17 protein-coding genes and 1 pseudogene are annotated in these 23,950 nt (G+C 36.0%); all 18 read left to right on the forward strand.

What is annotated here, in order from left to right; all coding sequences use genetic code 11:
* A partial coding sequence (locus tag QM887_RS08920; protein WP_414271316.1) for an LPXTG cell wall anchor domain-containing protein occupies positions 1 to 1,100 on the forward strand: 1,100 nt, incomplete at its 5' end.
* A 145-nt stretch (positions 1,101 to 1,245) separates the two neighbouring features.
* On the forward strand, positions 1,246 to 3,330 hold the full coding sequence (locus QM887_RS08925) for a glycosyltransferase (RefSeq protein ID WP_414271317.1): 2,085 nt from the start codon (positions 1,246 to 1,248) through the stop codon (positions 3,328 to 3,330).
* Complete coding sequence (locus tag QM887_RS08930; RefSeq protein ID WP_414271318.1) at positions 3,327 to 4,205, forward strand: acyltransferase; 879 nt, start codon at positions 3,327 to 3,329, stop codon at positions 4,203 to 4,205. The genes QM887_RS08925 and QM887_RS08930 overlap by 4 nt, the downstream gene beginning before the upstream one ends.
* Positions 4,206 to 4,214: 9 nt before the next feature.
* Entirely contained in the window at positions 4,215 to 5,423 is a 1,209-nt protein-coding gene (locus QM887_RS08935) for a glycosyltransferase (protein WP_414271319.1), read from the forward strand.
* 139 nt (positions 5,424 to 5,562) lie between these two features.
* Positions 5,563 to 6,564 (forward strand): annotated as a pseudogene (locus tag QM887_RS08940) (sugar transferase); the annotation flags it as partial.
* Positions 6,565 to 6,933: 369 nt separating this feature from the next.
* Positions 6,934 to 7,800 carry an SP_1767 family glycosyltransferase gene (locus tag QM887_RS08945; protein WP_414271345.1) on the forward strand — a complete coding sequence of 289 codons (867 nt, stop codon included), beginning with the start codon at positions 6,934 to 6,936 and terminating at the stop codon, positions 7,798 to 7,800.
* A gap of 27 nt (positions 7,801 to 7,827) precedes the next feature.
* Complete coding sequence (locus QM887_RS08950) at positions 7,828 to 9,885, forward strand: SP_1767 family glycosyltransferase (protein ID WP_373115125.1); 2,058 nt, start codon at positions 7,828 to 7,830, stop codon at positions 9,883 to 9,885.
* A 14-nt stretch (positions 9,886 to 9,899) separates the two neighbouring features.
* A complete protein-coding gene (locus tag QM887_RS08955) occupies positions 9,900 to 10,808 on the forward strand; it encodes a glycosyltransferase family 2 protein (protein ID WP_373115124.1) in 909 nt (302 codons plus the stop codon).
* 3 nt (positions 10,809 to 10,811) lie between these two features.
* Positions 10,812 to 11,699, forward strand: coding sequence for a glycosyltransferase family 2 protein (locus QM887_RS08960; protein WP_414271320.1), 888 nt, complete (start codon positions 10,812 to 10,814; stop codon positions 11,697 to 11,699).
* 65 nt (positions 11,700 to 11,764) lie between these two features.
* On the forward strand, positions 11,765 to 13,531 hold the full coding sequence (locus QM887_RS08965; RefSeq protein ID WP_373115122.1) for a glycosyltransferase family 2 protein: 1,767 nt from the start codon (positions 11,765 to 11,767) through the stop codon (positions 13,529 to 13,531).
* 252 nt (positions 13,532 to 13,783) lie between these two features.
* Positions 13,784 to 15,001 carry an accessory Sec system protein translocase subunit SecY2 gene (gene secY2 / locus QM887_RS08970; protein ID WP_414271321.1) on the forward strand — a complete coding sequence of 406 codons (1,218 nt, stop codon included), beginning with the start codon at positions 13,784 to 13,786 and terminating at the stop codon, positions 14,999 to 15,001.
* 9 nt (positions 15,002 to 15,010) lie between these two features.
* On the forward strand, positions 15,011 to 16,591 hold the full coding sequence (asp1, locus tag QM887_RS08975) for an accessory Sec system protein Asp1 (RefSeq protein WP_414271322.1): 1,581 nt from the start codon (positions 15,011 to 15,013) through the stop codon (positions 16,589 to 16,591).
* Positions 16,575 to 18,110 carry an accessory Sec system protein Asp2 gene (asp2, locus tag QM887_RS08980; RefSeq protein ID WP_414271323.1) on the forward strand — a complete coding sequence of 512 codons (1,536 nt, stop codon included), beginning with the start codon at positions 16,575 to 16,577 and terminating at the stop codon, positions 18,108 to 18,110. Before asp1 ends, asp2 begins: the two co-directional genes overlap by 17 nt.
* The gene (asp3, locus tag QM887_RS08985; protein WP_414271324.1) at positions 18,107 to 18,547 is read left to right on the forward strand and encodes an accessory Sec system protein Asp3; all 441 of its coding nucleotides are present in this window, start codon (positions 18,107 to 18,109) and stop codon (positions 18,545 to 18,547) included. Before asp2 ends, asp3 begins: the two co-directional genes overlap by 4 nt.
* Positions 18,540 to 20,912 carry an accessory Sec system translocase SecA2 gene (gene secA2, locus QM887_RS08990; RefSeq protein ID WP_414271325.1) on the forward strand — a complete coding sequence of 791 codons (2,373 nt, stop codon included), beginning with the start codon at positions 18,540 to 18,542 and terminating at the stop codon, positions 20,910 to 20,912. The genes asp3 and secA2 overlap by 8 nt, the downstream gene beginning before the upstream one ends.
* An 11-nt stretch (positions 20,913 to 20,923) precedes the next feature.
* Positions 20,924 to 22,444 (forward strand): accessory Sec system glycosyltransferase GtfA, encoded by a 1,521-nt coding sequence (gene gtfA / locus QM887_RS08995; protein WP_414271326.1) that lies wholly within the window; start codon positions 20,924 to 20,926, stop codon positions 22,442 to 22,444.
* Positions 22,428 to 23,774 (forward strand): accessory Sec system glycosylation chaperone GtfB, encoded by a 1,347-nt coding sequence (gtfB, locus tag QM887_RS09000; RefSeq protein ID WP_414271327.1) that lies wholly within the window; start codon positions 22,428 to 22,430, stop codon positions 23,772 to 23,774. The genes gtfA and gtfB overlap by 17 nt, the downstream gene beginning before the upstream one ends.
* Positions 23,767 to 23,946, forward strand: a complete 180-nt coding sequence (asp4, locus tag QM887_RS09005; protein ID WP_049503148.1) for an accessory Sec system protein Asp4 — start codon at positions 23,767 to 23,769, stop codon at positions 23,944 to 23,946. Before gtfB ends, asp4 begins: the two co-directional genes overlap by 8 nt.
* Positions 23,947 to 23,950 lie beyond the last annotated feature (4 nt).

Genomic DNA, 23,950 nt, shown 5'->3' on the forward strand with positions numbered 1-23,950 from the left:
CAAGTGCGGTAGCCTCAGCTTCAGCATCAACCAGTGCAGTAGCTTCAGCTTCAGCGTCAACTAGCGCAGTAGCAAGTGCTTCAGCATCAACAAGTGCGGTAGCTTCAGCTTCAGCATCAACAAGTGCAGTAGCAAGTGCTTCAGCATCAACAAGCGCAGTAGCTTCAGCTTCAGCGTCAACAAGCGCGGTAGCCTCAGCTTCAGCATCAACCAGTGCAGTAGCAAGTGCCTCAGCATCAACAAGCGCGGTAGCTTCAGCTTCAGCGTCAACTAGCGCGGTCGCTTCAGCTTCAGCATCAACAAGTGCGGTAGCAAGTGCTTCAGCATCGACTAGTGCGGTAGCAAGTGCTTCAGCATCGACTAGTGCAGTAGCAAGTGCTTCAGCATCAACAAGTGCAGTAGCAAGTGCTTCAGCATCAACAAGTGCGGTAGCAAGTGCTTCAGCATCAACAAGCGCGGTCGCTTCAGCTTCAGCGTCAACAAGCGCAGTAGCCTCAGCTTCAGCATCAACTAGCGCAGTAGCTTCAGCTTCAGCGTCAACCAGTGCGGTAGCCTCAGCTTCAGCCTCAACAAGTGCTGCTACATCTGTTGTTACAAGTAAAGGACTTGTTGAAATCCATTCTATGGATAGTTTAGATATTGATAGTGTGATTACTTCAGATTCGATTAGTAATTCAGTATCAGCAAGTGCTTCAGCGTCAACCAGTGCGGTAGCCTCAGCTTCAGCATCAACCAGCGCGGTCGCTTCAGCCTCAGCGTCAACCAGCGCGGTAGCCTCAGCTTCAGCCTCAACAAGTACGGTAGCAAGTGCTTCAGCATCAACAAGTGCAGTCGCTTCAGCTTCAGCGTCAACCAGCGCGGTAGCTTCAGCCTCAGCGTCAACAAGTACTTCGGCTTCAGCAAGTGCATCAATGGCTCGTTCTACTTCAACTCATCATGCTTCTCAAACTACTACAAGTAAGACACAAACACGTAAACAGTTACCTAATACTGGAACGTCAGCCTCAGTCTCTTCAGCTCTTCTAGGAGCTATGGTAGGGCTAACAGGTCTAGGTTTAGTAGCGAAACGTCGCAAAGATGAAGATGAAGAGTCAAACTAAAAAGCTATTGAAATAGCTGATGGTTTCTGAACTAAAATAAAAAAACCTGGAAGTTTAAAACTTTCAGGTTTTTTAGATCTTGGAGAGGAGTTGCAATGAAATGTATTGTGAAACATGATATAATATAGGGAAGGAGAATTGATTTATGGGCGAAAAAATCACGGTAATTGTTCCAGTTTATAATGTTGAAAATTATCTACAGCAATGTCTAGATAGTTTGCTGGCGCAAACATATAAGAATCTTGAAATCATTGTCGTCAATGACGGATCTACAGACAATTCGGGTAATATTTGTCAAGAATACGTACAAAAAGATAATCGTATCATCTATATAGAAAAAGAAAATGGTGGTCTATCTGATGCACGTAATACAGGTCTAGAAAAAATGACTGGAAACTATGTGACTTTCGTTGATTCGGATGATTGGGTAGAATTAAACTATGTAGAAGTTTTGTATAAGAAATTGATGGAATATCAGGCAGATATTGCGGTTGCTAATTATTACTCTTATAATGAATCTGATAGAGTGTACTACTTTCATATATTTGGAGAATCTTACTATGAGAAAGTATATGACAATGTTTCTATCTTTGAAAATTTATACGAATCGTCAGAAATGAAAAGTTTTGCCCTGATTTCTGCTTGGGGAAAGCTTTATCGGGCTGATTTATTTAATCATTTACGTTTTGATAAAGGCAAACTAGGTGAAGACGGTTATTTAAATCAAAAAATGTATTTGTTGGTTGAAAAAATAGTCTATATGAATCAAGGGCTTTATGCGTATCGAAATAGAGATGGTAGTATTACGAAAAGTTGGACAGAAAAATGGATGCATGCCTTAGTGGATGCAATGTCAGAACGGATTACTTTACTAGCTAATTTAGGTTATCCTCTTGAAAAACACTTATCAGTCTACCGTCAAATGTTGGAAGTGAGTCTTGCTAATGGTCAAGCTAGTGGTCTATCAGACACCAATACTTATAAAGAATTTGAAGCAAAGAAATTTCTCCTAGAAGAGTTGACTAACAAAAAGAAAAAAGATAAAAAAGCCATAGTGTTGGCTGCTAATTTTTCGTATGCCGATCAAGTAATGACAACGGTGAAATCTATTTGTTACCATAACAGATCAATTCGGTTTTATCTCATCAATAGTGATTTCCCTAACGAATGGTTTAAACAATTAAATAAGCGATTGGAAAAATTTGATTCAGAAATTATCAATTGTCGAGTAACATCCGAGCAAATTTCACGTTATAAAACAGATATCAGTTATACAGTCTTTCTGCGTTACTTTGTAGCTGACTTTGTAAAAGAAGATAAGGCTCTTTATTTGGATTGTGATTTGGTCGTAACGAAAAATTTAGATGACTTATTTGAAACAGACTTGCAAGATTATCCATTGGCTGCAATTCGAGATTATGGTGGAAAAGTATACTATGGTCGAGAAATATTTAATGCAGGTGTTTTGCTTATCAACAATCGTGTATGGAAACAAGAACAAATGACCCAACGATTGATTGATTTAACGAATGAATGGCATGACAAGGTAGATCAAGCTGATCAAAGCATTTTGAATATGCTTTTTGAAAATCAGTGGTTAGAGTTGGACTTTGATAATAACCACATTGTTATTCATGAACGATTTGCAGACTATAGTTTCCCAGAAGGGCAGGAATATCCTGGAATTATCCATTATCTATCAGAAAGAAAACCTTGGCAGGTACACGCTGGACAAACCTACCGTGATGTTTGGTGGTACTATCATAATCTTGAATGGACAGAGCTGGGACAAAATCATCATCTACATGCCTTGCAAAAACACCACATCTATCCACTCAAAGCTCCCTTTACTTGTTTGATTTACACCGCATCAGATCAGATTGAAGCAATTGAGACCCTAGTTCAGTCTTTACCAGATATTCAATTTAAGATTGCGGCTCGAGTCATTGTTAGTGAAAATCTTTCTCGACTTGTGGTTTATCCAAATGTCACCGTCTATTCTGGAATTGTGTCATTAGAGGAATTAGATAGGGAACTAGTAGAGACTAGTAATGTATTATTAGATATCAACCATGGTGAAAAGACAGAAGCAATACTGGACCAGTTTGTAGGATTAGAGAAGCCTATTCTAGCTTTTGAAAATACCAAATCTTATGAAGTGGATCAGGACACATATCCAGTTGATCAAGTCCAGGAAATGATTAAGAAATTGAGAGAACTGAGTGAATGAATAAAAATCAAATAGTAGGAGATGCCCTAATTTTGACTGTTAGTGATCAGATTGAACAGTTAGAATATCTTCTAGAGAACTTACCTAATGTATGTTTCCACATCGCAGCGACGGTCCAATTTTCTGAGAAGATCCGAGCACTTGAGTCTAATCACAATGTTCGTCTCATTACGATTTCAAACGATTTACAATTAGATTTTTTAGTCAACTTGTGTGACTTTCTACTAGATATCAATCATTTTCAAGAAGTGAATTCTATTGTCGCCAAGTTTGTAGAAGCAGGAAAACCTGTCTTTGCTTTTGACAATACAGTCCATGGCAATCAGGGTCAGGAAGTTTTTCTATCAAGTGCACCAGATAAATTGGTTTTTAGAGTGATAGAGTATCAGGATGAAGTTAGAGTAGGCACTAATCATCAAGAAAAAATGATTCAAGATGGTAAATGGAATGTTTTCCAAGTTGATGATAAAGCTAGCTTTATTATAGGTACAAATGTTATTTGCAGAAATTTTGAAAATTTCCATATTTCTGGGGGGAAATTGATTTTACATGATGGCGTCTTTATCAATAATTCTTGCAGTTTTAATTGTATGGAGAGAATTGAAATTGATTCTGGGACTATGATGGGAGAGGGAGTTCGTTTTTACGACCATGATCATATCTATACAGCTGAAACAATTGAAAAGTGGCAGTGGACCACTGCGCCAATCAAAGTTGGGAAAGACTGCTGGATAGGAAGTAATGTCACTATTTTAAAAGGAGTGACTATTGGTGATAATACCGTCATAGGTGCAGGATGCTTAGTGCGTAAAGATATCCCAGCTAATAGTGTGGTTTATAATGATGGGAATCTTATTGTAAAAGAAAGAAGATGATTTGGAGATATGGATATAAAAAAAGCAATCGTTTTAGGAGCAGATAATAATTATCGTGACAAGTTGGAAACGACTATCAAATCTATTTGTTATCATAATAGAGATTTGAAATTTTACATTTTTAACGAAGATATTCCCAAAGAGTGGTTTTGTCTCATGGAAAAGAGATTGGGGAAGATAAACTGTGAAATTTTAAATATAAGGATTGATGCAGAAAAAGTAAAACACTTTTCTACTCCTGATAAGCATATTAGATATATGACCTATTTTCGCTATTTTATTCCTGAATTTGTAGAGGAAAGTAGGGCTTTGTACTTAGATTGTGATATGGTTGTTTATCAATCCATAGAATCATTGTTTCAAACAGATTTTGATGGAAATTACATTATTGCTGTTCAAGATGGTTGGAATAAAAATATTTTTAATGCAGGAATGATGATGGTAAATGTTTGTAAGTGGAAAATAGATAATATTTGTCAAAATCTTTTAGAGTTGACTGCAGAAAAACATCAAGAAGTATACGGCGACCAAGGAGTTTTAAATTTATTATTTGAACATAAGTGGAAGAAAGTATCTCCTTATTATAATTTTATGGTTGGACTTGATACCTTGGCTTATTGGGCTCAAAAGCCAGAGTGGTTTTCAAATAGTTGGGATGAAAATTATAAACCTGCTATTATTCATTTTGAAGGTAAAGATAAACCGTGGAATAATTCATCAAAAACAAGATATAGAGAATTGTGGTGGTTTTACAATGGTTTGGATTGGCAAACTATTTTGTCAGAAAAGGATACAAAACCTACATCGTTTAGTGATATTGCAACAGTTAGTTTATTTCATACAGCTATCTTTACAGATACGCAAGAGTTGGAACATATAGAATATCTAGTAGAAAAACTTCCAAATGTGCATTTTCATATTTTTGCCCATAGTTATTTTGGGCAGAAAGTACAAATATTGAACTCTTTTAAAAATGTATCTCTTTATCCCAACTATACACCGTATCAATCACAAGAAATTCTGAGTAAGTTAGATTTCTATTTAGATATTAATCATTATCAGGAAATAGATAACATTCTTTCAGTAGTTGAACAGTTATCAAAACCTATATTTGCATTTGAAAATACTAGCCATGATGCGAATAATCGAAGCCATATCTTTTCTTCGACGGAGCCAGAGAAAATGGTAGAGTCTATTAGACAATTTTTAGGAGAATAATTGAATTGCTTATGAATGAATTAATTAGTATCATAGTTCCAGTCTACAATGTTGAAAATTAGTTGAGATAGCATTCAAGGACATAATTACCCTAAAATGTATATTGGAAAATAAAGGATATGATAGAAAGTGGAGAGAAATGAAGCTACATATTACCAATCTATATGGAATGGCAAGAGAAAGTACAGCAACCATTGCGCAAAATGCCATTCAAAAAATTGCTACTCAACTTGGGTTTAAAGAGTTAGGAATTTATTTTTACCATGCAACTTCTGAAACAGTTGAAGAAAGAAGTAGAAGACTCGACGGGATTCTAGCAAGTGTTTCAATGGGAGATGTAGTCATTTTTCAAACACCAACATGGAATGGAATTGAGTTTGAAAGAGAATTTTTAGCGAAGCTAAAAGCTCTGCAAGTCAAGATTGTTATATTTGTCCATGATGTCATTCCTTTGATGTTTAAACAAAATGCCTTTCTTTTAGATGACTATATCAGTCTCTATAATATGGCGGATAGCATCATTCTACCTTCAGCAGCTATGCGAAAAAGATTGGTTCAAAATGGGCTTAAAGTCAATAATGTCCTATTTCAAGAAATGTGGGATCACCCTCATGATTTGTCTTTATATTCTCCTGTATTTAAAAAGTCAATTTATTTTGCGGGAAATTTAAGTCGTTTTCCAGAACTACAAACGTGGTCTGGGACAGTTCCACTGACAATTTTTTCAAATGAGGATCAATTTCCTACATCTGAGCAGGTGCATATTGCAGGTTGGAAGACAGATGAGGAAATGCTTTTAGAACTTTCTAAAGGCGGATTTGGCTTAGTATGGAGTACCCATCAGAACGAGGATCAAAATCTTGACTATTATAGTATGAATTTATCCTATAAATTAAGTACTTATTTAGCTGCAGGTATTCCAGTCATTATTCCATCTACCTTATCGAACTCTGCCTTTATCGTAGAGCAAGGATTAGGTTTGGTGGCAGATAGCTTAGAAGAAGTAAATGCTCTAGTGGAGCAATTGTCCGAAGAGACCTATATTGAGATGTGTCGTAGGGTGCAATATTTTTCTTTCTTACTCAGCCAAGGATTCTTTGCGAAGCAGTTTTTATTAAAGGCTGTTTTCGAGTTAGGTATTCAAAAAAAATCAGAAGAGCAAAGATTGCAGCTGCTGACAGTTACCAATAGTCAGGATTTAGAACAAATTCAATATTTGGTTGATAAACTTCCTGAGTGTGATTTTCGTATTGCTGCAAGAACCATGATGGGACCACGTTTGATGGAATTAGCCCAAAAAGAGAATGTCTATCTTTATCCTGCGTCAGATTCGGAAAAGTTGGAGAAATTGATAGAAGGTACAAACTTGTATCTGGACATTAACTATGGTGGAGCAGTAGATGGCGTGTTAGATAGTGTAATAGCTAAGGAAATTCCAATCTTTGCCTTCTATAAAACGCAGAATGGAGATAAGGGGCAATATTTATTTGCTATAAAAAATGTTGATGTCATGGTAGATGCTATTAGGAGCTATGCTGAAACAAAACAATTGCCCAATAAATCATTTGATTTTGAAGTGCAGACCATAGATGAAACACTCGATTATATTTTGGAGCATCAATCTTCTATAGCTAGATTTGGTGATGGCGAAGCAGCGATCATGCTGGGACAGTCTATCAACTATCAACAATATGATCCACAGCTTGCAGAGGAATTGAAATTTATTGTCAAGCAACAAAGTAATCCGCAGCTAGTGATTGGTTTACAAGAAGGTATAAAAAACCGTTTTAGCTTTGTTCCAGAAGCACTTGCCTTTTGGCGTCAATACTTAGAGGATTATGAAGAGTTTTATCTAGAGTATTGCCATAACCCTTGGTATGGCTCAACTTTTATTTCCAGACCTTATATTGACTTTTTAGATAAATCAAAATCAAAATCACAGTTTGAGAAGATGAAAACTATCTGGGAGGGAAGAGATATCCTGATAGTGGAAGGCTATACTTCTAGATCAGGAATGGGAAATGATTTATTTGATGGTGCTAAGAGCATCAAGAGAATTATTTGCCCGTCCAGAAATGCCTACTCAAAGAAAGCTGAGATCATGGAGGAAATACTCAAGCACTCTGAAGGCCGATTGATTTTATTAATGTTGGGTCCAACAGCAAAAGTATTAGCTTATCAACTCGCTTCTAAAGGGCTTCAAGCTATTGATATTGGACATATAGATTCTGAGTATGAATGGATGCAAATGGGCGCGGAAAAGAAAGTCTTATTGAGAAACAAGCATACCGCAGAATTTAATCTAGATACAGAAATAGAGCTAGCAAATGATGATGCATACTTGAGTCAAATTGTCGCTGACTTGAGTGAAGAATAGTATTGGATATGGAATTTCGGAGGAGAGATGACATCAGAAAGACTTGCAATCGTTTTGATTGCTGATCAAGCTTATACAGAACAATTGGCTGTGACCATGAAATCCATCATGTATCACAATAAATCAGTTGATTTTTATATCATTAACCAAGGCATTATGCCCGACTGGTTTAGAAAAATAAGACGTATAGTGAGAAATCTGGGAGGGGAACTTTATAATATTCCCTTTGATATGGGATTGATTTCAGCTAATTGGAGAACACAAAATCATATTAGTCCGATTGCTTATGCTAAGTATTTTATTCCTCGTCTTATTGATAGGGAGAGAGTGCTTTATCTGGACACAGATGTTATTGTTAATGGTAGCTTAACCTCTTTTTTCTTAACAGACTTAAAAGGATTTCCAGTAGCTGCTGTACGTGATGTGGATGGTAGTTTTAATACTGGTGTTATGCTCATTGATAATCTACAATGGAAGGAATTGTCCGTTTCAGATAAATGCTTAGAATTATCTGAAGGTGAGAAAAGCGAACATTGGGAATTAGAGCATTTTAATGGAGATCAGACAATCTTGAACTTTGTTTTTCAGGACAATTGGTTGGAGTTGGATAAGCGATTCAATGTTCAGGTTGGTCATGATATCGTAGCATTTTATAGTAACTGGCAAGAGCATTTTTGTATGAAGGATAGTCCTCTGATTATTCATTACACAACTTATAGAAAACCATGGAATAGTTCAACATCATACAGATATAGAGAAAAATGGTGGGATTTTTATAATTTAGAACTTTACCAAGTTTTAGCTCATCATCTAGGGGAATTTTCTTTACAAAAAGAAAAGCAGGGATTGGATTTCTTTACATTAACAGGAACAGAACAATTTGAAGGAATTGAACATTTAGCAAGTAGTTTTCCAGAACATCGTTTTCATATAGCTGCTTATACGGAATTTGGATCGTGGCTAAGTGCTCTGGGCCAAAGAGATAATATTTATCTACATCCTGAGTGTATTCCAGCTACTTTTGATCAATTATTAGAAAATATGGATGCTTATCTTAATATCAATCATGGGGATATAAATGAGACAATTTTAGAGAGAATGAGTGAGATGAATAAGCCTATTTTTTCATTTTATGCTACTCATAAAGGGAATGTACCTCAATATCTTTTTCTAAGACAGGAGTTAGAAAAAATGGAGGATGCGATTCGTTTATTCTCTGAAATTGGAGCCGATAAATTTCGTCAAACCTTTAAACAAGAAGAATTATTTGATATTTCAGTCATGTCTATAGATGAAACCTTGGATCAATTATTGGAAACGGAACAATCACTTATTCGTTTTGGAGATGGAGAGTTTCATATTATGAATGGTTATGATATAGGATTCCAAGAGTATAATGAAGAGTTATCTAATAGTATGAAAGACATTTTATTAAATGCAAACAAGGAAGATATATTAATTTGCATGCCAGAGGTTTTTGAAGCTTTTACAGGAAATTTCCCTCAAGATCATAACTCTGAGACCTTCTGGAAGAGAGAATTAGATACTTTTGCACCATTTTTCAGAGTATATTGTCAATCACAGAAGTATGGCTCAGCCTTTATATCAAGACCTTATATTTATAATAAAGATAGGAGTCGTGCTTTTGACCAATTTGAAAAAATGAAACAATTGTTCGAAGGGAAAGATTTACTAATTGTAGAAGGGGTAACTTCGCGATCAGGTGTTGGGAATGATTTATTTGATAAGGCTAACTCTATTAAGCGGATTATATGCCCTTCTTACAACGCTTTTTCTAAAATTCAGGAGATACGAGAAAAGATTTTAGAGCATGTAGAGGGACGCTTGATTTTATTAATGTTAGGACCAACTGCTAAGGTACTAGCTTATCAATTATCTCAATTAGGCTATCGTGCTTTAGACCTTGGCCATATCGATTCGGAGTATGAATGGATGAAGATGGGAGCAGAAACTAGAGTGCAGTTACAACATAAGCATACTGCAGAATATTATTCTGATCAAGAAATTGAACTGATTGAAGATGAAGATTACAATCAGCAAGTTGTTGAGGATTTATCTAAATAGTGAGGAAGGTATATATGAATTTTCCATTAATATCAATTATTATTCCTGTATATAATGTAGAGGAATACATTGAACATTGTATTAATAATATTTTGCTACAGACCTATACGAATATAGAGGTTATCATTGTCAACGATGGTAGTCTTGATGATAGTATCACTATTGCAAAGAAATTAACAGAAGATGATTCTCGTTTTATCTATCTTGATAAGGAAAATGGTGGACAGTCGGATGCTCGAAATGCAGGATTAGATATTGCGACAGGTGATTATATCTTTTTCTGCGATCCAGATGACTTTATGTTTGAGAAGAGTATTGAAAATCTGTATTATGCAAGTCAACTAACTGAAGCAGATATTGTCGTAGGATCGTTTTGTCGTTTTGAAGAAGGTATGTTTTATTTCTATCCAAAACCAAAAGAAGACGAACTACTATCTCCGCTCAGTGCTAGAGATGCTATACAAGGCATGGATAGCATGGAGGATTATACCCTACTTCGCTATTCTGCAGTTTGGGGGAAACTATTCAAAAAGCATTTATTTGATGAAATTCGCTTTCCTAAGGGGAAATATGCAGAAGACCAGTTCATTATGTGGAAACTCTATCTAGCAAGTGAAAAGATGACTCGGTATGATTCAGATGTTTATGCCTACAGAATCAACTTTAAAGGACTGACTCAGAACTACAACTTATCTCATTTAGATTTTATAGATGCGATTGAGGAGCGTATTGAAACCTTGATGGAGATGCCAGAGCTAGCCTATCCGATGGAATTAGCCTTTAATCAGTATAAATTTGCTCTAAGAAGAAATTTATCCATGTTAGAAGGGACCGAATTTGTCCAAGAGGAAGCAAGAGTGCGCGAAAAGTTGGAGCATGTTGAGAATGGGGACTACTTGTTTTTAAAAGATAAAAGAGAGTGAAATATGGAAAATCAATTAATCAGTATTGTTGTGCCAGTTTACAATGTCGAAGAGTATCTGAGAAAATGCTTAGATAGTATAATGGAACAATCTTTTTCTTGTTTTGAATTGCTTTTAATAAATGATGGTTCTACCGATGGTTCAGGACAGATTTGTCAAGAGTATCTAGAAAAAGATGACAGAATCCGTTATTTTGAAAAAGAAAACGGTGGAGTTTCTTCAGCTCGTAATTTTGGAATCAAACAATCGAGGGGTGAGTACATTACATTTATTGATTCGGATGATTGGGTTGAACCAAATTATTTAGAGATTTTATACAAGGCAATGAAAGAGCAAGATGCGGATATTGTGGTTACAAATTACTACACTTTTCGAGAAGAAGATGCAATGTTTTTATTTCATGTTGCTGAAACAAATGAAGCGCTTGTATTTCAACCAAATGATTCTTTTTTTAATTATATGTTTTCAACCTTTGGTACAGATATTGCTTGGGGAAGTGCATGGGGAAAATTGTACAAAAAATCTGTGTTTGAACGTTTTTGCTTTTCAGAGAACATCTCATGGGCAGAAGATTTTGATTTAATGTATAAATTGTTTTTAGTTTCTCATTGTATCGTCTATCTTCATAAAGCTCCATATTGTTATCGTGACCGTGGTGACAGTGCTTCTAAAGTACCAGGCGAAGAGCCTATTCGTCAAAGTTTAAAAGTTTCAGAAGATCGTTTACTGACCCTTGCTTTGGCAGGGATTGATTTGACGGAAGCTAGAAAGCATCACATCGGTTTATTACAGTGGATGAAGTATAATATGGGAATAGTATGGGATATGTCTGATACAGCTACCTATAAAAAAATAGAGGACCAATTGTGGTTGCTACATTTAGATAAATAGGAATAAAATTCCCTAGATAAGCATGGAGAGTACTAAAGAGAAATAGTAAGAAAGTGAGACATCTATTGAAAACAGAAACAATATCAATCATTGTACCAATCTACAATGCAGAGAACTATCTGAAATCATGTTTGGATAGTGTGCTGTCGCAAACTTTTAAGGATTTTGAGGTTTTGATGGTGAATGATGGCTCGACAGATAGTTCAGCAACTCTTTGTCAAGCGTATGCAGAACGTGACAGCCGTTTCCGATATTTTGAAAAGGAAAATGGTGGCTTATCTGATGCGAGAAACTATGGATTGGATAGGGCGCAGGGAGCCTATATCACTTTTCTAGATGCAGATGATTTTCTTTTTGAAAACTATTTAGAAAAATTATATCAAGCGAGCTACCTTAGTGATTCTGATATTTTAATTGGAGGCTATTGCCGTTTTGATGGTTCTGATTTCTATTTTTACAATGATCATTTTAAGAGTGATTCCTTGAATTCTTTCACATCAGCACAAGCGATTCAAGTCTTAGATTCTATGCTAGATGTTCCATTTTTAACTTTTTCGACTGCTTGGGGGAAATTGTTTAAACGAGATTTGTTCAATGAGCTTCGTTTTCCTTATGGAAAATATGCTGAGGACCAATTTTTAATTTGGAAACTCTATATGAAAGCCACTAATATTCACGTTTTTAATAATGCTTCCTATGTTTATCGTATGAATCCTTCAGGCTTATCTAGCGTTTTTTCTCTCAAGCATTTAGATTATATAGATGCGCTTGAAGAGAGAATAAGAGCTACAAAGGATTTGGAAGGGATAGATATTCAGCATTCCCTTAACATGTATGACTATGTCTTACAGAGAATGTTGGGACAGTTGGAAGAACATCAATTTTTAGAGGACGCAGATAAAGTACGTGAAAAGTTAGAGTTGGCAAAACGAAAAGACTATCCCTTTTTACTAGAGCAAAAAAATGATTTAATCAGTATTATCGTTCCCATCTATAATGTTGAAAAGTATCTTCGAATGTGTTTAGATAGTATTGAAAATCAAACTTATTCAAATATAGAAGTTCTATTAATAAATGATGGTTCGCCAGATTCATCTGGAGAGATCTGTCAAGAATATGTTGCTAGAGATAGCAGATTTCACTATTTTGAAAAGGAAAACGGAGGCTTATCTGATGCACGAAATTATGGAATTGAAAGATCGAATGGAAAGTATCTAACCTTTGTAGATTCGGATGATTGGTTAAGTTTAACTTATGTGGAAGATTTACATCAAGCAGCTATTAGAAATAGTGCAGATACTGTTGTGGCACACTTTACAATCTATAATGAGAGTGACAGATTGTATCATGTTCATATTTGGGATGAGTACTATGAGAGAACATATAAAGGAGAGGAACTTGTATTAAAACTCCCATCATTAGAATTAGATGGTTATCTATATGTAACCAGTTGGGGAAAATTATTCCACAAGAAGTTGTTTACCAATATTCGATTTCCTAAAGGAAAGGTGATAGAAGATTCCCGAACAAATTATAAATTATTTTTTAAATCAGAAAAAATTGTTTATATTCATAAGGAAATTTACTACCATAGAGAAGGAATATATAGTATTTGTAGTAATATTAATGAGAAATTTTTAACCGATGTTTTAGAATGCTTGTTAGAAAGATTAGCAATTTATACTATAAAGGGTTGGAATTATGCTGAGGAAAAGGATAATGTTTTAGGTTGTTTGAGGTGGAGGTATACTCAGGCTAAGGAAGAAGGGTTACAGGATACTGAAATATTTAGACGATACACAGAACTCTTTGATTTGTGTGATGATTTATAATTAGTAATTGAGAGAAGCTAGGTAGATAATGCATAAAAGAATATATAATCATAAGCAGCTTTCTTTCTTATCTTATAAGAGCTAAGAGCAGATTTTTTCTGCTTTTTTTGTTATAATAGTAGGGTTATAAGTACATAGGAAAGTAAAAAAGATACTATAAAAATTAATTTTTATAATCTTAATTTTTTCATTTAAAATAGTAGGACATCTGAGAAATTAATCGTTTAATGTTAATGACTGGGAGGAATAATTTTGAAAAACTTTTTTTCATCTATTGTAGTAAAAAAAGGGCTTGCCACAGTATTGTTTATTTTTATATATATACTTGGGAGTAGATTGACCCTTCCTTTTGTTGATGTAAATAATCGAGACTTTTTAGGTGGTTCAGCTGCCTATCTTGCTTTTTCAACAGCGATGGTAGGAGGAAATCTTCGTAGTTTGTCCCTCTTTTCAGTTGGTTTGTCTCCGTGGATGTCCAGCATGATCCTGTGGCAAATGTTTTCTTTTTCAAAAAAATTGGGTTTAAGCAATGGATCCATAGAAGTTCAGAATAGACGACAGATGTATTTAACCTTATTTATCGCCTTGATACAAGCTTTAGCTATTTCCTTAAATTTACCAATTCAATCTCAGTTACCAAGTCTTTTAATTATATTGATGAATACTTGTCTTTTAGTAGCTGGAGCCTTCTTCTTAGTATGGTTATCAGATATTAACTCAACGGTTGGTATAGGTGGCTCTATGCTGATCCTGATTACTAGTATGGTCTTAAATATACCTCAAGATTTGATTGATACCTTTAGAACCATTCACGTTCCATGGTTTATTTTGGTATCACTTGTTCTAATGGGACTTATCTTTACTTATCTGGTGGCTATTCTCTATAGGGCACGTTATCGTATAGCAGTCAATAAAATCGGTCTTCATAATCGTTTTAAACGCTATTCTTATTTTGAAGTTATGCTGAATCCAGCTGGTGGAATGCCTTATATGTATGTAATGACCTTTCTAAGTTTACCAACCTATTTGCTGTTATTGTTGCAAACTGTTTTACCAAAATATACTGTTTTTGCAGAGCTTTCAGCTCAATTTGCAATTGGGAAACCGCTTTGGATTTATATGTATATTGTTATTCTGTTTCTATTTAGCATTGCCTTTGCTTTTGTTAATATGAGTGGAGAGCAAATTTCTGATCGGATGAAAAAATCAGGAGAATATATTTATGGAATCTATCCAGGAGAAGAGACTAGTCGATTTATCAATCAATTAGTTTTTCGTTTTGCAATGATAGGTGCTGTTTTAAACGTCTTCATGGCTGGTGGTCCAATGCTTTTTGTATTATTTGATGAAAAACTATTAAAAGTTGCTATGATCCCAGGTTTATTTATGATGTTTGGTGGAATGATCTTCACGGTTCGAGATGAAGTTTCGGCTCTAAGATTAAACGAGACCTATAAGCCATTGATTTAGGAGGTTGTGATGTATTATTTTATTCCAGCTTGGTATGGAAGTAATCGACCCTGGCATGCGGATTTAACTCCCTGGTATTTTTCTCAGTTTCGTTTTGAGTTTGATGATACCTTTAATCAGATTAGACTTTTTCAAGGTCAAGATATTGAGTCACAGATATTAGCATTATCTTATCAACCTCATTTGCGCTATTATTTACATAGACATGGTGTATTAGAAACAGCAGCTTATTCTGTTTTTGATGAAATGCAAGATCTTCAAGATGTACATACTCAAGTATTAAATATCAGAGATATCGAATGGGATAGAGATTGTCAATTTCTTTATGGTCCTTTTGCAATTGTGGTTCAAAAATCAGGTAGAAAATATGCGAAGATAGAGCATGGTATTGAGGGTTTTATTAGCGATATTCAGTATTTTCAAACTGATGGTCAGCTAGATAAGCATTATATAATGGATGATAGAGGCCTGGTATCAAGTGTTATTTATTTCGAAGGTGGAGTCCCAAGTTATCAAGACTATCTTAATCCAAATGGTGTTTGGCAATTTAGAGAGTATATACAAGATGCTGGGCGAATTGAAATAAACCCAATTTTTAGTTATCGATTTAATCAACTTGAATATCCTGATATGGGGTGTCTGATAGCTGAATTTTTGGATAAATTTTTGCAAAAGCATCTACAGATAGATGATACTTTCCTTATACCTTCACATCCTCATCACAATCAATTTGTTTTTGATCATCTACCAAGTGAAAATATTAAAATTTTGAGTCTTTTTGTTGGCCGTAATTCTCAAGAAAGTTTTAGAGAACTAGCTTCATCTTTTGAACAAGCTCACTTAATCATCGTGGACAGAGAGGACAGGATGCAACTGTTACAGGAATTATATCCTGAGAAATTAAGTAAGTTTCACCATCTCTCTCCTTTCGATACCCGCTTGAGATTGGGTCGGAGTCAAACAAGGAAGGAATCAATCATCTATTTTCAATTAGATTTTTCTGAAAGTATTGATAAAGAAGCATTATTTCAAGTTTTATCATTTGTATCTAAAAATCAACATACAGAGGTCGTTTTTGGAGCCTTTTCTGCTAGTCAGGAACAAATGGAAGAAGTTCAAACAGTAGTAGATGAAATTATTCAAGAAAAAATTTCTATCGAAGCGCTTGATAAAGAAGTTGACTATGGTGGAGCAGAAAATCCATTAGAAGAAAATCAAAATCAAGAATCACGTTTTCAATTTGTGAATATGAATGATGAATTAGAGTTGATGAAAACACTAGAATTTGTTCGGTTGATTGTAGATCTCAATAAACATCCCCACCTCTATACTCAAATAGCGGGAATCAGTGCAGGTATCCCTCAGATTAATAGAGTTGAAACTGCCTATGTTGAACATTTAAAAAATGGTTATGTGATTTCTGATACCACAGAATTTTCACAAGGAGCTCATTATTATATAGATAGGCTGAAAGAGTGGAATCAGTCCTTAATCTATTCTATTGATAAAATCAAGGAGCACACTGGACAACGCTTCTTAGAAAAATTGCAAGATTGGATTGAGGAGGTTAGACATGTCAAAGAACCATAAAATCTTACAGATAGGAATTGATAACTGGAAACGTTACTATAACATACCTAGTAATATGGACTGGTACTATCTTTGTCCAAATTCCTCTAAAGCTCTCCGTAAAATAATGGATATGGAAGCTATTAAGAGTTTCGATGCTATTCTCATAGAGGAGGGACAATATATAAGAGATTTACTCCCTTTTATCCATCAAATAAATCCCTATACTCTTATGTATAACCATGATTTTAAAACGAATGATGCAGGGATTATGGATTTGTTGAAAAGGTCTTGTGCACAAGCTGTGGATTTTTCAGATCCACAACAACTTCTAGATGATTTGTCAACATCCTTGTTCGGTGGCGGATATGGAGATAAATTATTTCCATCCAGTATCAAAGTTCATCCAAGTTTTCATGGTTCCATTTCTTACCAAGGACTAGATTATCTAACTTTAGAGGGTGATTTTGGAGAAGACTTTAGTCAAGTTGCATGTTGGTCAGGTAATTTTGTGGTAGGCAAAGATTTCCCTATAGAATTGTGGCTAGAGTATGAAAAATATGGAAATTGTGAATTTCAATTTGTTATTCGAAAAATCTATTCTGGTCAGGTAGATAATTTTTTTGGTGAGACAATCTATCAAGAAAAAGATCTTTCAGAAGCAATCGTTGTTGAACGTGAGGATGATGATATTTTCTTGACTGTATCGATTGAAGCACGAGGAGAAGGTACCATTAAATTGGGTAATCTTCATCAACGTTGGAGCCGAAAACAATTTGGTAAATTTGTTCTTGGTGGTAATATTTTACACGATAGTATACGTGATGAGATTAATTATTTCTTTCATCCAGGAGACTTCAAACCTCCATTGGCAGTTTACTTTTCGGGATATCGTCCTGCGGAAGGTTTTGAGGGTTACTATATGATGAAGTCATTGGGATGTCCTTTTCTCTTGTTTTCAGATCCACGGTTAGAAGGAGGAGCCTTTTATCTGGGTAGTGAAGAACTCGAAGGAAAGTTAGTAGACACGATTCGTCATTATTTAGAGTATCTAGGTTTTGATCATAAAGATTTGATTTTGTCAGGTCTTTCTATGGGAACTTTTCCATCTCTTTATTATGCAGCAACTTTTGAACCTCACGCTGTTGTAGTCGGAAAACCACTAGCGAATGTTGGAACGATTGCTCGTAGAGGTCGCTTGGATGCACCTGGGGTATCTAATTTAGGATTTGACGTTTTGATACATCATACAGGTGGAAGAAGTGATAAAGATATGCTAGAGTTGGATCAACGTTTTTGGGATGCTTTTAAAAGTGCAGATTTTTCAAAAACTACCTTTGGTTTGTCTTATATGAAAGACGAAGAGATGGATACAAAAGCATATGAACAATTGGTAACTTATCTTTGTAACACAGGGGCTAAAGTACTATCAAAAGGAACATCCGGTAGGCATAATGACGATACTAATACCAATGTAGCCTGGTTCCTACATTTTTATAATATGATTTTAGAAGGAGATTTTGGAAGGACTAATCAATGATTATCAATAGAAGAGACGATATAAAATGGGGAGAGGTCAGTGGCACCTACATGTATGGTACAACCGTCACTTGTCATTCAGATCAGCATGTCAGTATCTTAAATCCATTGGTTACATCAGGCGTTGTTTTAAGAAGTTGGTCTTCAAATGTAAACTTTCAAGCTTCTAGGGTTCAAGCAAGCCTTCCCCTGCTTAAAAGGAATCAAGATTATCAATTCAGTATTTCTATGGACTGTAGGCCCGTAGACGGGGTGTACATCAAGGTAACTTTTTTTAATAGATATGGGGATATTGTTGAAGAGAAAATAGAAAAAACAACTGAATTTAATTTTTCTTATCCTGAGGATACCTATTATTACCAAATTTCCTTATTAAGTGCTGGCTTTGAATCTATGGATTTTTATTCTTTATCTATTAAGGAGATTCATTGTGGTTAAAGAATTCTATCAACAGTTCCATCTTAGAAAAGCAAAAAAGATTTTAAAGAAAATCAATGCTTTAAAGGGGAAAATGCAATCTTTGTCTGACCAAGAATTAGCAGCAAAAACACTGGAATTTCGTGAGAGGTTAACCAAGGGAGAAACAGTAGATGATCTTTTAGTGGAAGCATTTGCGGTAGTACGTGAAGCGGATAGACGAGTATTGGGGATGTTCCCCTACGATGTCCAGGTTTTGGGTGGTATTATTATCCACCAAGGAAATGTCGCTGAGATGAATACTGGAGAAGGGAAAACTCTAACAGCTACATTACCAGTCTATCTAAATGCCTTAACAGGCAAAGGGACCATGCTCGTAACAACCAATGAATATCTGGCTAAACGTGATGCTGAGGAGATGGGACAGGTTTATCGGTTTTTAGGTCTAACGGTAGGTGTACCTTTTACTAGCAATCCTAAACAAAAGTTGAAACCTGAAGAGAAAAAAAGGATATATAGTTCGGATATTATTTACACGACTAATAGTGTCTTGGGTTTTGACTATTTAGGTGATAATTTGGCATCTAATGAGTCAGGAAAATTTTTACGACCTTTTGATTATGTAATCATTGATGAAATCGATGATATTTTGTTAGACAGTGCTCAGACTCCACTGATTATTTCAGGTTCTCCTCGTGTTCAGTCAAATCATTACGAGCTAGTGGATACTCTTTTTACAACATTAGTTGAAGGGGAAGACTACATCTTCAAGGAAGAAAAAGATGAGGTTTGGCTAACTACAAAGGGAGCAAAGGCGGCTGAAAACTTTTTAGGAATCGATCACTTGTATAAAGAAAAGCATGCGAACTTTGCAAGACATTTAGTTTATGCTCTAAGAGCTCATAAACTCTATACGAAGGATAAAGATTATGTCATTCGTGGAAAGGAAATGGTACTTGTTGATAAGGGGACAGGTCGTCTATTAGAGATGACGAAATTACAGGGTGGACTTCATCAAGCGATTGAAGCTAAGGAACATGTAAAGCTTTCCCCAGAGAGTCGAGCTATGGCTTCGATTACCTATCAGAGTTTATTTAAAATGTTTCAAAAAGTATCGGGGATGACAGGGACAGGAAAGGTAGCAGAGAAAGAATTTCTTGAAACCTATAATATGAAAGTTGTCCGAATCCCAACAAATCGTCCTAAACAACGAATTGACTATCCAGATAATCTCTATGTTACTTTGCCAGAAAAGGTATATGCTTCTTTAGAATATATTAAAGAGTATCATAAAAAGGGAAATCCTGTTCTGGTTTTTGTAGGCTCTGTAGAGATGTCTCATCTCTATTCATCTCTTCTACTTCGTGAAGGGATTGCTCATAATGTTTTAAACGCAAATAATGTCGCTCGTGAAGCCCAAATTATCTCTGAATCTGGTCAGCTAGGAGCTGTTACGGTAGCTACCTCTATGGCTGGTCGAGGGACAGATATAAAATTGGGCAAGGGAGTTGCAGAGTTGGGCGGACTGATCATTATTGGGACAGAGCGTATGGAGAGTCAACGGATAGACCTCCAAATCCGAGGACGTTCAGGACGCCAAGGTGATCCAGGTATGAGCAAGTTTTTCGTATCCTTGGAGGATGATGTTATTAAAAAATTTGGTCCTAATTGGGTGCATAAACGATATAAAGACTACCACGTTCAAGACATGACAAATCCAGTGGTTTTAAGAGGACGTAAGTATCGCAAGCTAGTAGAGAGAGCTCAGCGTGCCAGTGATAGTGCAGGACGGTCTGCACGTCGACAAACTTTAGAGTATGCTGAAAGTATGAATATTCAAAGAGAGATGGTATATAAGGAACGAGATCGTTTAATAGATGGTTCTCGTGACTTAGAGGGTGTGGTCGAAGATATTATTGATAGTTACACAAATCAAGTGTCTTCTGTAAACTATGGAAGTCGAGAGTTGTTGTTCCACTTTATTGTGACTAATATTAGTTTTCATATCAAAGAAATTCCAGAGTATCTGGATATATCTGATAAAAATGCAGTTCGCACTTTTTTGAAGCAAATTATTGATAAGGAGCTTTCTGAAAAGAAAGCATTGCTTGAGCAATATGGTCTGTATGAACAATTTTTACGCTTTTCTCTACTCAAAGCCATTGATGACAACTGGGTAGAACAGGTTGACTATTTGCAACAATTGATGATGGCGGTCAGTGGCCAATCTTCAACTCAGAAAAACCCTATTGTTGAGTACTATCAAGAAGCCTATTCAGGATTCGAAACCATGAAAGAACAAATTCATCTGGATATGGTTCGTAATCTACTAATGGGGCTCGTAGAGGTCACTTCTAAAGGTGAAATCGTAACCCATTTTCCATAAAAGGAGAACATATGACAATTTATAATATAAATTTAGGAATTGGCTGGGCTAGTAGCGGTGTTGAATACGCTCAAGCTTATCGTGCGGGTATTTTTCGCAGTCTGAATCTACCGTCTAAGTTTATCTTTACAGATATGATTTTAGCTGATAATATCCAGCATTTGACAGCTAATATTGGATTTAATGATGAGGAAGTTATTTGGCTATATAATTATTTTACGGATATCAGAATTGCACCGACCAGTGTGACTGTAGATGATGTTTTGGCTTATTTTGAAGGTGTAGAAAGCCATCGTGAAAGAAATGGGAAAATTGAACGAATCTTCTTTTCTGATGAAGACAAGTTTATTACTTGTTATTTGGTAGATGAGGGAAAAGATTTTGTCCAACATGTGGAATATGTGTTTGCCGGTAATCTGGTTCGCAAAGATTACTTCTCTTACACACGCTATTGCACAGAATATTTTGCTCCTAAAGACAATGTAGCGACACTCTACCAAAGAACCTTCTACAATGAAGATGGAACTCCGGCTTATGAAATGTTCATGAATCAAGGGACCGAGGAAGTTTACCGTTTTAAGGATCGCATTTTATACGGGAAGCCTGCCTTGCTCCGTTATTTCATGCAGACACTTCAGTTAAGCAGATCAGATCTAGTGATTTTAGATCGTGAGACTGGCATTGGGCAGGTTGTTTTTGAGGAAGCGCAAGCGGCACATCTAGCGGTAGTTGTTCATGCAGAGCATTACAGTGAAAATGCGACAAATGAGGATTATATCCTTTGGAATAACTATTATGACTATCAGTTTACCAATGCAGATAAGGTCGATTTCTTTCTCGTTTCAACGGATCGTCAAAAGGAAGTCTTAGAGCAACAGTTTGCTCACTATACCACACATGATCCTAAGATTGTGACTATTCCAGTTGGAAGTGTTGACCAATTAACAAAACCACTAGAGAGTCGTAAGCCATTTTCTCTTATTACAGCTTCGCGTCTAGCTAAGGAAAAGCATATTGATTGGCTTGTCAAGGCTGTGATTGAGGCTCATAAGGAATTGCCAGAGTTAACCTTTGATATCTACGGTAGTGGTGGCGAAGAATCTTTATTGCGACAAATCATTACGACGAATCAAGCGGAGGATTATATCCATCTTAAGGGCCATGCAGATTTGTCTCATATTTACTCTCAATATGAAGTTTATCTAACTGCTTCTACAAGTGAAGGCTTTGGGTTGACACTCATGGAAGCAATTGGTTCGGGCTTGCCATTGATTGGTTTTGATGTTCCTTATGGAAATCAAACCTTCATTGAAGATGGCGAAAATGGATATTTGATTCCAAGCTCATCTGACCATGTCGAAGATGAAATCAAGAAAGCTTATGCAGAAAAGATTTGCCAACTGTATTCGGAAAATCGTTTGGAAAGTATGAGAGAAAAATCCTACCAGATTGCTGAGAAATTCTTGACTCAAGAGATTCTGAATACATGGGAAAAAACAATCAAGGAGGTAGTGGATGATTCAGTTATTTGATGTATACAATCAAGAAAGCCAAGATTTGCACTATAGTCTGACTGCAGCAGGACTATCTGATTTGGCTGTGGTTATTGAACCAGATGGATTTTTACCAGATGGAGTTGTCTCTCCCTTTACCTATTATTTGGGTTATGACAGTGGTAAACCCTTGTACTTTAACCAAGTTCCTGTACCAGACTTTTGGGAGATTGCTGGGGATAATCAGTCTGCAATCATTAATGATCTTTCTCAAGAACGGGCGGTCATTCATTATGCAGATGGTTTACAGGCTCGTTTGGTAAAAAAAGTCGAATGGAAAACACCAGCTGGTCGAATCTTTCAAGTAGATCACTACAATCGTTTTGGAGCTTGCTTTGCAAAAACCACCTATGATATTTTGGGGCAAGCTATTATGACTTCCTATCGGGACGTAGCTCAAAAGGAAGTTGTTTTGGAAAACCATGTCACAGGTGATATTCTTTTGACCTTGGAAGGGCAAGGCTTGCGTCATTTTTCTGGTCGAGTGGCCTTTGTCATAGACTTCTTGCAGGGGTTGAAAGTGAATCTTGACCACCTTCTCTTTAATACTTTATCTACTTCATTTTTGACTTCCTACCATTTTCCAGAAAAATCAGGACAGGATATCTTGGTTTGGCAGGAACCATTGCAGGACCATATTCCTGGAAATATGCAACTGATCTTGGAGAATGACCAGCTTCGAGCTAAGACCATTATCATTCCAGATTATGCGACTTATGAACGCGCCCTACAATTAACGGATGAAAAATTCCATCATAAGTTTAGTCACCTAGGATATCATTATCAATTTAAGCGTGATAATTTTGTTCGTCCTGATGCCTTGATAGTGACCAATTCGGATCAACTAGAGCAAGTCGAAAAACTGGTGGAGAGTTTACCAAGGGTCACTTTCCGAATCGCAGCAGTGACAGAAATGTCAGCTAAGTTGATGGATATGCTCCGCTACCCGAATGTTGTACTCTATCAAAATGCTAGTCCTCAGAAGATTCAGGAGCTTTATCAGTTATCAGATATCTATTTGGATATCAACTATGGGAATGAACTTCTTCAGGCTGTTCGCCAGGCCTTTGAACATAACCTATTGGTCCTAGCTTTTGAGGAAACAGCGCATAATCGCCGCTATACAGCTCCAAATCATATTTTCGCTAAGGAAGCAGTTGATGGCATGATTCAAACTATTGAATTAGCTCTTTCTAACGTTAAGGAGATGGGACGAGCTCTTGGAGAGCAAGGTTACCATGCCAATTATGTGGATCCAATCATGTATCAGGAGCGGATGGAAACCATTTTAGGAGAAAGCCATGGCTAAAAAAGATCTATTTTATCAAGATGTTGAAGGTCGCATGGAAGAGATGAAACAGCAACCTATTAAAAAGGAAAAATCGACTCGAGGAGAAAAAATAAATAAAATTTTTTCAATCTTGCTAGGAATAATGATTTTGATTGGTTTACTGTTTACTTTAATAGGGCTTTTGAGGTAGTTAA

It is taken from the genome of Streptococcus infantis (assembly GCF_047460875.1).
In the GTDB taxonomy this organism is placed as follows: domain Bacteria; phylum Bacillota; class Bacilli; order Lactobacillales; family Streptococcaceae; genus Streptococcus; species Streptococcus infantis_AA.